The sequence below is a fragment of the Methanolobus bombayensis genome, assembly GCF_017873415.1.
In the GTDB taxonomy this organism is placed as follows: domain Archaea; phylum Halobacteriota; class Methanosarcinia; order Methanosarcinales; family Methanosarcinaceae; genus Methanolobus; species Methanolobus bombayensis.
In genome coordinates, this window is sequence record NZ_JAGGKD010000001.1 from 49,177 (window position 1) to 62,250 (window position 13,074).

At 40.3% G+C, this 13,074-nt stretch carries 15 protein-coding genes; 11 read left to right on the plus strand and 4 right to left on the minus strand.

The window, feature by feature from the left end:
- Window positions 1-18: 18 nt before the first annotated feature.
- Window positions 19-279, minus strand: a complete 261-nt coding sequence (locus tag J2746_RS00255) for a hypothetical protein (RefSeq protein WP_209614687.1) — start codon at window positions 277-279, stop codon at window positions 19-21.
- 120 nt (window positions 280-399) lie between these two features.
- Here J2746_RS00255 and J2746_RS00260 point away from each other — a divergent pair, with 120 nt between their 5' ends.
- On the plus strand, window positions 400-1,206 hold the full coding sequence (locus J2746_RS00260) for a HEPN domain-containing protein (protein WP_209614689.1): 807 nt from the start codon (window positions 400-402) through the stop codon (window positions 1,204-1,206).
- 79 nt (window positions 1,207-1,285) lie between these two features.
- On the opposite strand, the gene J2746_RS00265 is transcribed toward J2746_RS00260, so the two are convergent.
- Window positions 1,286-1,564, minus strand: a complete 279-nt coding sequence (locus J2746_RS00265) for a hypothetical protein (protein ID WP_209614691.1) — start codon at window positions 1,562-1,564, stop codon at window positions 1,286-1,288.
- 210 nt (window positions 1,565-1,774) lie between these two features.
- Here J2746_RS00265 and J2746_RS00270 point away from each other — a divergent pair, with 210 nt between their 5' ends.
- Window positions 1,775-2,659, plus strand: coding sequence for a ribonuclease HI family protein (locus J2746_RS00270; RefSeq protein WP_209614692.1), 885 nt, complete (start codon window positions 1,775-1,777; stop codon window positions 2,657-2,659).
- 192 nt (window positions 2,660-2,851) lie between these two features.
- The gene (locus J2746_RS00275) at window positions 2,852-4,390 is read left to right on the plus strand and encodes a tetrathionate reductase family octaheme c-type cytochrome (RefSeq protein ID WP_209615616.1); all 1,539 of its coding nucleotides are present in this window, start codon (window positions 2,852-2,854) and stop codon (window positions 4,388-4,390) included.
- A 101-nt stretch (window positions 4,391-4,491) separates the two neighbouring features.
- Here J2746_RS00275 and J2746_RS00280 read toward each other — a convergent pair whose 3' ends face one another.
- Window positions 4,492-4,782 carry a hypothetical protein gene (locus tag J2746_RS00280; protein ID WP_209614693.1) on the minus strand — a complete coding sequence of 97 codons (291 nt, stop codon included), beginning with the start codon at window positions 4,780-4,782 and terminating at the stop codon, window positions 4,492-4,494.
- An 81-nt stretch (window positions 4,783-4,863) separates the two neighbouring features.
- Window positions 4,864-5,790 (minus strand): SdrD B-like domain-containing protein, encoded by a 927-nt coding sequence (locus J2746_RS00285; protein WP_209614694.1) that lies wholly within the window; start codon window positions 5,788-5,790, stop codon window positions 4,864-4,866.
- Between the two features lie 319 nt (window positions 5,791-6,109).
- Here J2746_RS00285 and J2746_RS00290 point away from each other — a divergent pair, with 319 nt between their 5' ends.
- From J2746_RS00290 to J2746_RS00325, 8 genes are all read left to right on the plus strand, one after another.
- On the plus strand, window positions 6,110-6,265 hold the full coding sequence (locus tag J2746_RS00290) for a hypothetical protein (RefSeq protein WP_209614695.1): 156 nt from the start codon (window positions 6,110-6,112) through the stop codon (window positions 6,263-6,265).
- Between the two features lie 304 nt (window positions 6,266-6,569).
- Window positions 6,570-7,562, plus strand: coding sequence for an aspartate-semialdehyde dehydrogenase (locus tag J2746_RS00295; protein ID WP_209614696.1), 993 nt, complete (start codon window positions 6,570-6,572; stop codon window positions 7,560-7,562).
- A gap of 128 nt (window positions 7,563-7,690) precedes the next feature.
- On the plus strand, window positions 7,691-8,101 hold the full coding sequence (locus J2746_RS00300) for a hypothetical protein (RefSeq protein ID WP_209614698.1): 411 nt from the start codon (window positions 7,691-7,693) through the stop codon (window positions 8,099-8,101).
- 204 nt (window positions 8,102-8,305) lie between these two features.
- Window positions 8,306-9,922: a thermosome subunit alpha gene (gene thsA, locus J2746_RS00305; protein WP_209614700.1), complete on the plus strand. Its 1,617-nt coding sequence runs from the start codon at window positions 8,306-8,308 to the stop codon at window positions 9,920-9,922.
- 163 nt (window positions 9,923-10,085) lie between these two features.
- On the plus strand, window positions 10,086-10,640 hold the full coding sequence (locus J2746_RS00310) for a biotin transporter BioY (protein WP_209614703.1): 555 nt from the start codon (window positions 10,086-10,088) through the stop codon (window positions 10,638-10,640).
- 4 nt (window positions 10,641-10,644) lie between these two features.
- A complete protein-coding gene (locus tag J2746_RS00315) occupies window positions 10,645-11,460 on the plus strand; it encodes an energy-coupling factor transporter ATPase (RefSeq protein WP_209614705.1) in 816 nt (271 codons plus the stop codon).
- Window positions 11,445-12,278, plus strand: a complete 834-nt coding sequence (locus tag J2746_RS00320; RefSeq protein ID WP_209614707.1) for an ATP-binding cassette domain-containing protein — start codon at window positions 11,445-11,447, stop codon at window positions 12,276-12,278. Before J2746_RS00315 ends, J2746_RS00320 begins: the two co-directional genes overlap by 16 nt.
- Window positions 12,271-13,041: an energy-coupling factor transporter transmembrane component T family protein gene (locus tag J2746_RS00325; protein WP_209614709.1), complete on the plus strand. Its 771-nt coding sequence runs from the start codon at window positions 12,271-12,273 to the stop codon at window positions 13,039-13,041. The genes J2746_RS00320 and J2746_RS00325 overlap by 8 nt, the downstream gene beginning before the upstream one ends.
- The last annotated feature ends 33 nt before the right edge of the window (window positions 13,042-13,074 follow it).

Below are 13,074 nucleotides of genomic sequence, written 5' to 3' on the forward strand. Positions count from 1 at the left end.
CCGCATCTTTTCTAAATCTCAGTTCACAAAAAGAAGCTCTTTGAGTTTCTGAACAAAAGTTTCATTGGAACGTTTCTCACACTTCTCCTTGAACTGCAATAGAAGAGTCTGTATCCGGGCAGGAGGGTGGTTATCATAGATCTGTTGCATAGCTTCAGAAATACAAGCATAGCGACATGGAGTACAACAGTGTTCCATATCATCCTGAATTAAGGTAATATGTCTCTGAATCTTTCCTGTAGAGTGTTTTTTCATATCTTCCGATACAAGACTTTGCATGATCGAACCCCATGATATATTTTGGGTTGACAGTACTTATTGATTTTGTCTTTAGAACATGCTTCCAAAAGTACTGCATGCTTCCTCTGATTTAAATAGAAAATTACTCATTCTACTATTATGGATCAACCGGACATTAGCACATACATCGAGGAATCAGAAATTATCGAAAGGATGTATATGGACTTGCTGGAAGGTACCACACAAAAAAGGATGAAACGTGTTGATGACGGTTCTACGGGCTTGCAAAATGTCGAATACAGGATATGTGTGATTAATTCTAAGAACAAGCCTCTGCAAATTGCTCTTCTGCAAAGGTATGAGGAATGGTATGAAGGTTGTCGGGTTCTTTTTAATGAATATACCAAAGGCAGGAACTTGAAAAGTGAGGAGTTTGCAGAGCTTCACGAAAGGATATTGATCCTCATTGGCCTGAAGGATCCTGTCAGTAATTCCAATGAAAAGAGGGATTTGAAAAAAGAGTTCAGAGCTTGTTTTGATGCAATGGTGATTATGCTTCGCTCAATAGGACCCCTGATCATTTCAGCTAATAACAACCACGAGATTATGGATTCGATCGAACAAATGAATTCGGAGCTTGAAGAAGCCGAAAGCCTGTATGAGCAAGGATCCGTTCGTTCAGCGTGTATCACTGCAGGAAATGCTCTTGAAAGATACTTGAGGATGTTAGGTGAGATGAACGGCATCGAGCCGGAATCCGGGGAAACCATAGATTCAATAGTTCAGAACCTTCTTGAGACTAATAAGGCTAAAGAACTAGATCAGGAAATGCTTGAGACAATGGAATATCTTGTGAATCTGAGTAAAAGATGTACCATTGCTGATGAGGATGAAGAGTCTCTGGAAGGTGATGTGAGGGAGCTTATCGACCGTGTGAGAGAAATTGTCTTTCTGGCTTTGTTTTAGTAGTTCGGATAAAAGACCATGGCCTACGATAAATCATTTATTAGTAGGCTCTGTTGAACTCATTCTGATATGGAAATTTTTAAAATTTGTTCATTCCCAGTTGCTCTGGTAAGTCCACTATCACAGCATCTCCTATGGTCTGGGATTGAATTTTTGCATTGGCTATTACAGAGAGTGCATTTGAGATCAATATATCCGGATCTTTATTACCCATGCATTCCAGAACAGGATCGGCTGTTTCATAGGAAGACATTGCCATTATGTATTCCTCATCCTCGAATACAGTAGCATATAATTGGATTATGTTGTCAACATTTATGTATGAACCGTCCAGTGCTCTGATGTAGACTGTATACACTTTGATCACTCCCAATATATTATATTCAATATTAATTCATAAGGTTTGTTGGTATCAATTTCATTTACTCTAATGCCACAATATCTAATATCATCTATATATCTCACAATACTTTACCTGGAGCACAGTTATATATTTTTAAGCAAATATTAATTTGCAAGGGAAAATTCCTGTGTACGACTGAAGATACATTCTAACAGTACGAGAAACATGGATGCAATAACCTTCGATGGCTCATGCACACCTAATCCGGGAGGATGCATGGGGTTAGGCTGGGTTGTGACCTTGCAAAACAACTCATTCTCAATACTCGGAAACGACCGCCTTGAGAAACAAACCAGCAACAACGCTCTTTTTGCAGAATATCTTGCCCTTAAAAAAGGCATGCTTGAATATGTCAAAGCTGATGGTCAGGGTCCGCTGACAGTGATGGGAGACAGTCAGACAGTGATCTACCAGATGCGTGGTATCTATCCTATAATGGATGACGAAATCTGGAACATCCATCGTGATATTATCAACATAATCAGGGAATATGAGCTTGATATTCATTTTCGCTGGGTTCCAAGGATGAGGAATAAGCAGGCTGACAGACTCTCAAAGACCAAACATAAAGTAAGGTTCGAGTATCCCAAAGACCGTGAATTCCTTGTTGATATAAGAAATTCTCCTGCTATAGGTAAACTGAGGAAAAAGATTGCTGTAATGAATGCAACTCCTTTTCCGACAAATGCAATGTATAAACGTCTTCATGTATCGTCTAAAGATGTCCTTTCAGACAAAGATCTTTTTGAGCTTCGGGAAATGGCAGGCAAAAAAGCCACTAGAATGGTAATCGAAACTTTTCCGGGTAAACTTAATAAGAACAAATACCATCAGTCTCAGGCTCTTTGCTGGATGCTCAGGGGACTTGCTGTTGATCTGGCTATTAAGAAAGTGAAGTTCGATATTAATAAGAAAAAGGCAAATAATAATAGCAGCAAAAAATTCGTTTCCGCAAAGAAAAGAAATAAGAAATCTCAGTCTAAAAAGAAATCCAGAACATCAAATAGGGGAGCAAAGTATTATCTTAATAGGCAGACTTTCGCTTTCTGATCTTCATTTTTTTATTTTATTCGATTTTTTCCTTTTTATTACATTCTGTTTTTATATCGATATAGAAAAGATACTTTGTTAACGGTGTGTAATTGTTGCTTTTCGGCAGTATTACCTCATGTTTATATAGGGCTGCTTTTGACATTTATATAGTAAGAAGGTTGGATTTACTTTATTAAAAGGGGGTAAACCATGAAACACAATATTCACATTGGGTTTTATTGTTTGCTGGCTTGTGTTCTTGCCTTGTCCTTTTCATCTTCTGCCGCGTATCTGAATCACTCATTCCTTACGGGGCCTTATGAAAACGGACCGGAAGTGACTGCGGAATGTATCTCGTGTCACGCTCAACAGGCTGCAGACATGCTGAACTCAACTCACTGGCTCTGGACAACATGTTCAGAATGTTGTGGAGACGAGGCATATGAAGGACTTGGTAAGCGTACAGTAATTAACAATTTCTGTGTTGCCATTGCTTCAAATGAACCACGCTGTACTTCCTGTCACACAGGTTATGGCTGGGAAGACGATACCTTTGATTTCACAAACGCATCGAATATAGACTGTGTAGTTTGTCACGAGACTACAGGCACCTATGTAAAAATACCCACAGGTGCAGGCGCAGTTGATCCATCTGTCGATCTTGTAGCCGTAGCTCAGAGTGTTGGCAGTCCTTCACGTGATACATGCGGAGGAAGTTGTCACTTCTTCGGTGGAGGAGGAGATAATGTAAAGCACGGTGACATGTCATCTGCATTGCTTGATCCTTCAAGAGAACTTGATGTTCACATGGGCGGCATGGACTTTGATTGTCAGAATTGTCACAAGACAACAGCTCATAATGTAGCAGGCCGATTTGCAGGTGTTCCGGGCTCTGAATGCAGGGTAGAGTGTTCAGATTGTCATGGCGACACACCGCACCAGGGTGTTTTCAAGGAAAGACTCGACGGTCACTCTGATTCAATAGCATGCCAGACATGCCATATACCCGAATTTGCCCGTGAAGTACCGACAAAAATGTACTGGGACTGGTCACAGGCAGGCCAGGACATAGATCCGATACCAACTGATGAGTACGGTAAGGAAACTTACAACAAGAAGAAAGGATCTTTTGTCTGGGGAATGAACGTTACACCAACATATGCATGGTTTAACGGCAGTTTCGACAAATATTACCTGGGGGATGAAGTAGATCCCGATGTTGTTACAGTCCTGACAGCTCCACTGGGAGACCGCTATGATCGTGATTCCAAGATATATCCATTCAAGATTCATCTTGCAAAACAGATCAGTGATGCAGAATACAATTATCTGATCATCCCTGACCTGTTCGGAGGAGAAAACTCTTACTGGGCTAGCTTTGACTGGGATAAGGCAGCTAGAGCAGGAATGGAATATGTGGATGTACCTTACAGCGGTCAGTACGAATTCGTGGAAACTTCATTATATGAAAGTATAAACCACGAAGTGGCTCCTAAAGAAGGTGCTCTGAAGTGTAAGGAATGCCATCTCGATGATGGTGCCATGGACTTCGAAGCTCTCGGTTACGAAGGTGATCCGATGATCGTGGGTGAGAGGTTCATGTCAGAAGAGGAGATCAAAGAGATCGAGTCAATGGAAGCTGAATCAGAAGAATCAGAAACTGAAAGCTCTGAGTCAAGTCCTGGATTTGAATTTTTCATTGGAGTGTTCGGTCTTCTAGCTGCATTGTTAATTGCAAGGCGTAAGTAAGATCAATTTATGTCAGGTGTGAATATTTCACACCATTTTTTCTATTTTTCATCTCCTTATTAATTAATTTCTATATCAAGAGGTTAACATTTATTATTTACTCAATAAGTCATGATAAGTAAAGCGATAAAAGCGATTATTCCCAGCAGGAAAATTCCACTTAAAGTCATAATTATCTTTTTTCGTTGAGCTTTCTCTTCCTGTGTCAGTGTTAAAGGATCAGGATTATACTTTTTTTCAAGATACAAACCAGTTCCAAGTCCAAGAACAAGCCCAATGGCCGGTCCAAAAGCTATCATTTCCAGGGCAATTCCTATAGGAATTCCAAGCGGAAGTCCAATAACCATACCTATTGCTATAAAATGACCGTTTGGATATCTTTTTTCCTGCATAGCCTAAAATCGAGGTCAAAAGTATAAATATTCTGCTATATACGATAATAAAAAAATAGAAAAGAAAGGAATGAGTAAAATTTACTCCTTCCTGCGTCCGAAGACAAATGCAAGTCCAATGATTGCAACCATTGGTAGTGCTACTGTTGGGAATTCGGGTATCTCTTCCATGCTGTGGATTCCTGCATCAACCAAACTGTTATAGTCACCAGCGTTTAGCGTGAAACAACTTGTAGCTCCACCAGTCTGTGCATCGCTGTCTTCATCTTCTTCTCCCTGATCTGCTAAGGTGAATATATATCCTGAAGGGCTAACGAACTCAATGTAATAATCTCCTGCTTCGAGGTCAGTGAATTCATAGTATCCATCTTCATCAGTGAGTTTTGTATCCACCAGTTGACCTGAGCACGTATACAGCTTAACTGTGACCCCTTCCATACCATCTTCATCATCTTCTTGTATTCCGTTGACGTTCAGGTCATTCCAGACATAGTTTCCTACGCCAGCCGGCTTTGGAGTTGGTTTATACATTCCAGCATCCCATTTATCATAGTTACACCATATTTGTCTCCATTTTGTATTTCCAGTAATAACATCTGCATCACTGTCTTTCCAGGGTTTGGCATTGTCTTTGGGACTGAATACATATCCTTCAATAAGCTCAAATTTGACGTAATAATAACAACCGTAACTGGCTGAAAATGAGTATTCTCCATCTTCATTGGTTTTAGTATCTTGGATCTGAATCCATTCATCTTTACAGAAATCATATTTGTACAGATACACACTTACTTCTGGAATTCCTGGTTCGCCTTTGTCTTGTTTTCCATCCATATCCAGGTCATTCCACACTTTATCACCAATAGATACATGACATGCAGAAGCCTGTGTAGATAGTGCAATTAAGGCTACGATCATTAGTATTGCCACTCTGGCAATTTTAAAAACATAGTTAGGTTTGCTTAATCTTTTTAACGTATTACCACCACCATGATAGTATGCTACCACGTTTTTCTTGATAAGCAATGCATATATATATTTTTAATAAAGTCCGTCGGATATTTATTAATAAAGTGTTTTTGGAACAGAATATTCCTGGTTTTGTCAGAATTTGATTTTAGGCTTAAAACGCTCATACAAAACTAATTTTATCTTTGCTATAAAGAATAAGATATCCTGAATTTTTCATCTATTTCTACTTATTCTAAATGAACTATAGGTCTATATAGAATTACATATCAGAATATTTTTATATAATAATGACAGATATATATATATTATATATAAATGAAAACTATGTTAATATACGTAAATTCGAGGGGAATTTGTGAACAACCAAGATGAAGAAAAGTTCGATGAGTTCAGGGAAATGTTCTGCAGATATATGGAAACAGACGATCTTTCAGAGCAGGAATTTGAACTTAGGTGCAACATGATCAACTTCGTAAAAACAGCATGTATACAGACTCTGGTTTCATATTGATGCAATAATCTAAAACCAACAACAAACACCTTTCACTTTCATAGGAAGCAATAGCTATCTATTGTTTCCTGAAAACGATGGCTTTATGCTTCTTTAGTTTTTCTCAACTTTTTTCAGTTTCCTTTAATTCAACAGTTCCAGATGTATTCTGGGAAATGGTCAAGGATAATCTTCATATCATTCCATACATATGATAGTGGCAGGAAAAAAGGCCGATATGCGGCAACAATACAGGTAGATCAGAAATATATTAAGCTAATTGCTTTTACAAATTAACCCCTGCAATCAGGCGGATGATATAATTATGAGTTACAAAGTAGGAATTATGGGTGCTACCGGTGCAGTAGGTAGAGAAATCATTGAAGTATTGAACAACAGGAATTTCCCTGTAGAAGAATTACGATTATTTGCTTCTGTAAGAAGTGCCGGCAAGGTCATGGAAACCCCCTTTGGTGAAATAACCATTGAAAATGCTGACATGGCAGACTACTCCGAAATGGATATTGCATTTTTTGCGATCAGTGGGGGATGGAGCAAGGAAAATGCAGAAAAGGCAACAAGTTCAGGATGCTATGTTATTGACAACAGCAGTGCTTTCAGGTACGACGACAATGTGCCTCTGGTAGTTCCTGAGATCAATGCAAATGCAATCGGGGAGTCAAAGCTAATTGCAAATCCTAACTGTACAACTGCTATTGCAGCTATACCTCTGTATGCACTTCATAAAGGATACGGTGTAAAAAAGGTTATCATGAGTACCTATCAGGCTACAAGCGGAGCCGGTGCGGCAGGCATGAGCGAACTGACGGAAGAAACCCGCAATTACCTTGCCGGTAAGGAAGTCGGCAACAAGGTATTTGCCTATCCGATTGCCTTCAATGCAATTCCACATATTGACAGTTTCCAGGAGAATGATTACACCCGTGAGGAAATGAAGGTTGTCTGGGAAACCAGAAAGATCTTTTCAGAACCTGAGATGCCAATAAGCTGTACATGTGTAAGGATACCCACCATGAGGGTACATGCTGAAAGCATAGTTATTGAAACTGAAAAACCTGTGAACCCCGATGATGCAAAGAAGTTGTTGAGCTCAATCGAGGGTGTTGACCTCAAGGATGATATTTCCAACAATGTTTATCCAATGCCAATAACTGCTACAAAGAAATATGATGTGGAAGTCGGCAGAATCAGGCAGAACATCGTGTTTGGTGACCACGGTCTTGAGTTCTTCGTTTGCGGCGACCAGATTCTTAAAGGTGCAGCACTGAATGCTGTGCAGATAGCTGAAAAACTTTGATACCTTAAATTGGAACGATGCAATATGCATCGTTTTAAATACTTCTTTTTTTATGACTGCTTTTCCGGGTAACTCTTATTTGTGTTCAGGACTTCTTTTAACTGGGTTTATTGTCCCGGGTGTAAAACATGAATGAGATCAATATCTATATTGAAAAGTTAGATAATAATACATTTAGCTCGTCTGATGTTCCTCTTGTCCTTAAAGTCCTGCGCCAGGATTCTAAAAGTGGCCGGATAGAGTTAAATAAAAATGATGTCAGCCTGTTGCAGGTCTATACATTTGCATTGCAGCAACTTGAGCTTGCAAATGGAAATGCTTCTTCTTCAGTGCATACTGGTGACTGGAGAGAAACAGTTGATGATCTCTCAATGTTAAAGCAGCTAATGGATGAAATGGAAGAACGCAAAGTTATAACCAACGTTGCATGGAATGCGGGAAGTATGGCTATTTTCGGTATACCGGATGCAGGTGTGTACAGGCGCTATATTTACAATCTGATATTTGCACACCTGAATAAGCTTTACAGGCTTCAATAGTTTTCTGTAATTTTATTTTGAACTGCTGATCGGCAGTTTCTCTCTGTATTTTTTCCTTCTTTTTATGTAAATAGCCGAAATCTCATCAGTTATCTTTATATAGAACTGCTTGCATTTAGATTGAGCAGTACTATCAGTGTACTCAAATTAAACTAATATTCACTTCTAGCTTATAGAACGGTTATTATTATAGGAGGTTTAAAATTGGCAGGACAGCCCACTTACGCTTTAGGGAACAGAAACAGGTCCCGGACAAGGGATGCACAGAGCATTAATATCCTTGCAGGGAAGGCAGTTGCAAAAGCAGTCAGAACAACACTTGGTCCAAAAGGAATGGACAAGATGCTTGTTGACGGACTTGGAGACATAGTCATCACAAATGATGGTGCGACAATCCTCAAGGAAATGGATATCGAACATCCGGCTGCAAAGATGGTAGTTGAGGTATCAAAGACCCAGGACGATGAGGTCGGTGACGGTACAACAACCGCAGCAGTACTCACTGGAGAACTTCTCACAAAGGCAGAAGAACTCATAGAAAAAGGTGTTCACCCAACAATCATATCCGGTGGTTACAGGCATGCAGCAGAGAAGGCAGTTGACATCTTAAAGACAATCACAATCGATGTCTCTACCGATGACAGGGAAACCCTGATGAAACTGGCAAAGACAGCTCTTACCGGAAAAGCAGCAGGTGAGTATAAAGACTTCCTTGCAGAGAAAGCTCTCGATGCAGTCCTTTCAGTTGTGGAAGAGTCCAATGGCAATATCTCAGTCGATGTAGATGACATCACAATCGAGAAACGTGAAGGTGGCAGCATCCTTGACACAGAACTTGTCACAGGTCTTGTTATCGACAAGGAAAGAGTCAGACCAAACATGCCAAAGAAAATCGAAAATGCAAAGGTTCTCCTTGCAAGCTTCGCAATCGAATTCCAGAAGATCGAGAAGAGCGCAGAGATCAAGATAACATCCCCTGACCAGATGAACCTCTTTGTTGAACAGGAAGAGAAAATGGTCAAGGAAATGGTAGACAAGATCGTTGCAAGTGGTGCAAACGTAGTATTCTGCCAGAAAGGTATCGATGACCTTGCACAGTACTATCTTGAGAAAGCAGGTATCTACGCATGCAGAAGAATCACAAAGAGCGACCTCAAGAAGCTGGCAAAAGCAACCGGTGCAACTCTTTTCCAGGATGCAGCAGATATCAGACCGGAAGACCTCGGCGAAGCTGAAGTTGTAGAAGAACGTGAGCTTCATGGTTCTAAGATGACATTCCTGCTTGGATGCAAGGAAGCAAAGACCGCTTCACTTATTCTTCACGGCGGTACAACACACATCGTCGACAGTCTTAAACGTGCTCTTAACGATGCGCTATGTGTGATCGGTGTAGGACTTGAAGACAAGAAGATTGTTGTAGGTGGCGGATCCACTGAGATCGAACTTGCACTCAGACTCAGGGACTATGCAGCAACACTCAAGGGTAGAGAGCAGCTTGCAGTCGGTAAGTTCGCTGAAGCACTTGAGATCATTCCACAGACACTTGCAGAAAATGCGGGTCTTGACCCAATAGACAAGCTCATTGACCTCCGTGCACAGCACGAGCAGGGCAACAAGAACATGGGTCTTGATGTCTACACCGGAAAGGTAGTAGATATGTATGAGAATGATGTCCTGGAACCACTCAGAATTAAGACACAAGCAATCAATGCAGCAACCGAAGCAACAGTGATGATCCTCAGGATCGATGATGTCGTGGCTGCAAGTGGCAAGAGTGGTGCAATGCCACCAGGTATGCCACAGCCTGAGATGGATATGTAAATCTTTTTTGTTTTTGTGCAGGGAATCCTGCACACAATTTCACTTTTTATACCATTATTTTCTGTTCTTTCTTTACCTTTTGCACAAGGATTATATATTTCGTAAACCATTGGTTGCAGGCATTGGTTAACAATGCTTTTCGACTAAAATCAATGGTGATCTAATGGTAGGAGAAAATCGTTTTCATACCACTAATAGCGGCAATATTAGAAAAATGGTGTTTGCATCTCTTTTTGCTGCCATGATGGCAGTAGGCGCTTATATTGAGATTCCTGTACCCGCAAGTCCTGTTCCTATTACACTACAGACTCTTTTCGTACTGTTGGCAGGTGCAATACTGGGTGCAAGATGGGGAACCTTAAGCGTGATCGTATATCTTCTTCTGGGAATCGCAGGTCTGCCAGTATTTTCCGGTGGCAGCTCCGGTCTGGGTATGATATTCGGACCCACAGGTGGTTTTCTGATTGGTTTTGTATTCGGCACTTTTATTATAGGCTATCTGTCTGATCGTTTTGGAACTAAAAAGATAAGTGTGAACATTGTTTCAATGGTGGCCGGTCTTTTCATAATATATGTTTTTGGAATTCTCCAGCTCATGAACGTTGCAGACCTCAGTCTGAATCAGGCAATAGTTCTCGGAATGATTCCTTATGTTCCGGGCGCTATTATTAAGTTGATAGCAGCCGCAGTAATCTCTTCCAGATATTCTCTGAATTAGTAACATGATCAATATTGAAAACCTGAGTTATAGTTATCCTGACGGCACGCTTGCGCTGGATTCCATATCACTCAATATACTCAAAGGTGAATTTGTCACCATTGCCGGAAAAAATGGTTGTGGTAAGTCAACCCTGCTGCGACATATTAACGGACTTCTGCAACCAGGTCAAGGCTCTGTAGTTGTCAAAGGAATGGACACATGTGACCTTTCAAATCTGCAGGATATAAGACGCACAGCCGGAATGATATTCCAGGATCCGCAATCACAGTTCATAGGCATGACCGTTGAAGAGGATATTGCATTCGGTCCTGAGAATCTGGGTCTTTCATCTTCTGAGATAAACAGACGTGTTACCGAAGCACTTGAATCAGTAGGCATGTCCGGCCACAGGCATAATACACCCAGAACTCTCAGTGGTGGCCAGAAACAGAAGGTAGCTCTGGCTTCAGTCCTGGCAATGGAACCTGAGATAATACTGTTTGATGAGGTAACTTCAATGCTTGATTTCAGCTCAAGGAGTGATATTCTGGACTTGATAAAACAGCTTCACAAAACAGGTACCACCATTATCTATGTGACACATTTGCTGGAAGAACTTGTTCATGCTGACAGGCTTGTGTTAATGGAAAAAGGTCGTGTAGTCCAAAACGGATGTCCCAGAGAGATAATAAGCAAGATAAGTTCTGAAGATTTTGGTTTTGATTTTCCTCCGATAATCGAATTATCAAAAAAGCTGTTGGATGCCCGTATCATCGATGAAACATCCTTCCCTTTATCTAAGGATGAGCTATTGGAGGCTATATGTCCATCGAAGTAAAAGAGCTTGAGTTTTTCTATAATAAAGGTACCTCTCTTGAAAAAAAAGCTCTTGACAGGGTAAGTTTCTCTGTCAGAAAAGGTGAATTCGTTCTTATTGCAGGTGGAATAGGTTCAGGAAAATCAACTCTTATCAGACATTTCAATGGATTACTAAAACCACATTCTGGTTTCGTGACAGTTGATGGTATTTACTCCGGGGATAAAAATCTGAGATCTAAGATTGGTTTGTTGATGCAGTATCCGCAAAGGCAGCTTTTCGGGAAGACCGTTTTTGAAGATATATCTTTTGGACCTTCAAATTTCGGTCTGGAGGGTGATGCACTGAAAGAACGTGTAAATGAAGCTTTGATTCTTGCAGGTCTGAACCCTGATATTTCAGAAATATCGCCCTTCTCATTGAGTGGTGGCCAAATGAGACTGGTGGCTCTTGCAGGTGTGCTTTCCATGAAGCCGGAATATATAGTTCTGGATGAGCCCACATCCGGTCTTGACCCGGATAACAAGATATCTCTTTTATCAACCCTGAAAAAACTTCATAGTTCGGGAATATCTGTGATTGTAGTTTCACATCAGATAGATGATTTCCTGCCTTTTGCCGATAAGGTAATTCTTTTAAAAAAGGGCAGTGTTGCTTTTACCGGAAGCTCAAAAGAGTATCTCTGCTCAGCATCTTCACAGGTTCCTGTAATCACTTCTCTTATGAAAGATATGAAATACCGTGGTTTTGATGTAGCTGTTGACATATTTTCTGTAGATGAAGCTTTTAACGAGATTACAAGAGTAATGAGATCAAAAGGAGTGAAAAAAGATGAATGACCTTTTTCTTTCTTTCATTCCCGGAAAATCCCTGCTACACAGACTTGATCCCAGAACCAAGATCATCGGACTTATGGTAATCAGCATCTGTATTCTTAATGTTTCATCTCTTGAAACAATGGCATTAGTTGGTTTGGTCTTTTCAACACTGGTTTTTATCTGCAGACTTCCTGTTATTCATTTCATAAAGTCTGTGCGTCCGATGATACCATTTTTCTCATTGATATTTTTAATGCAATTTTTCTTTACGGAAGGCACTCCCATTTTGGATCTGAATTTGGTGAGCGGAACTTACGAAGGATTGCTGCTTGGTGGCATAGTTACTTTGAAATTTGTTTTCCTTATCCTTTTTGCTGCTCTTATTACGGCCACAACCTCTCCCTCAGGACTAACTACAGGCATCGAAAAGCTTCTCAGACCTCTGCCGTTAAGATATTTTGGGATATCCTCGCATGATATTGCAATGATGATGTCTCTATCTCTTTATTTTGTCCCAATGCTATATGATAATTTCAAAGATTTGAAGGATGCACAATTATCAAGAGGTCTGGATGCCAGAAAAGAACCCGTAAAAGCAATCATGTCTCTTGTAGTTCCACTTGTCAGGATGTCTCTGAGATCTGTGGATGAAGTTGCTCTTGCAATGGAAAGTCGTTGTTATACAGGTCAGGGGCGCAGTTCAATGCATGTGTTGAATTTTAAAAATATGGATTATGGTTTATTTGTTCTTTTTATTCTGCTTGTTTCATGTCTGGTATTTTGAATAAGGGTCAAATTAATATATGAACATGTGTTC

Excerpts from the sequence above, each read along its gene's own strand:
- J2746_RS00255 (WP_209614687.1), bottom strand. The coding sequence starts at position 279 with ATGCAAAGTCTTGTATCGGAAGATATGAAAAAACACTCTACAGGAAAG.
- J2746_RS00260 (WP_209614689.1), top strand. The coding sequence starts at position 400 with ATGGATCAACCGGACATTAGCACATACATCGAGGAATCAGAAATTATC.
- J2746_RS00270 (WP_209614692.1), top strand. The coding sequence starts at position 1,775 with ATGGATGCAATAACCTTCGATGGCTCATGCACACCTAATCCGGGAGGA.
- J2746_RS00275 (WP_209615616.1), top strand. The coding sequence starts at position 2,852 with ATGAAACACAATATTCACATTGGGTTTTATTGTTTGCTGGCTTGTGTT.
- J2746_RS00280 (WP_209614693.1), bottom strand. The coding sequence starts at position 4,782 with ATGCAGGAAAAAAGATATCCAAACGGTCATTTTATAGCAATAGGTATG.
- J2746_RS00295 (WP_209614696.1), top strand. The coding sequence starts at position 6,570 with ATGAGTTACAAAGTAGGAATTATGGGTGCTACCGGTGCAGTAGGTAGA.
- J2746_RS00300 (WP_209614698.1), top strand. The coding sequence starts at position 7,691 with ATGAATGAGATCAATATCTATATTGAAAAGTTAGATAATAATACATTT.
- J2746_RS00310 (WP_209614703.1), top strand. The coding sequence starts at position 10,086 with ATGGTAGGAGAAAATCGTTTTCATACCACTAATAGCGGCAATATTAGA.
- J2746_RS00315 (WP_209614705.1), top strand. The coding sequence starts at position 10,645 with ATGATCAATATTGAAAACCTGAGTTATAGTTATCCTGACGGCACGCTT.
- J2746_RS00320 (WP_209614707.1), top strand. The coding sequence starts at position 11,445 with ATGTCCATCGAAGTAAAAGAGCTTGAGTTTTTCTATAATAAAGGTACC.
- J2746_RS00325 (WP_209614709.1), top strand. The coding sequence starts at position 12,271 with ATGAATGACCTTTTTCTTTCTTTCATTCCCGGAAAATCCCTGCTACAC.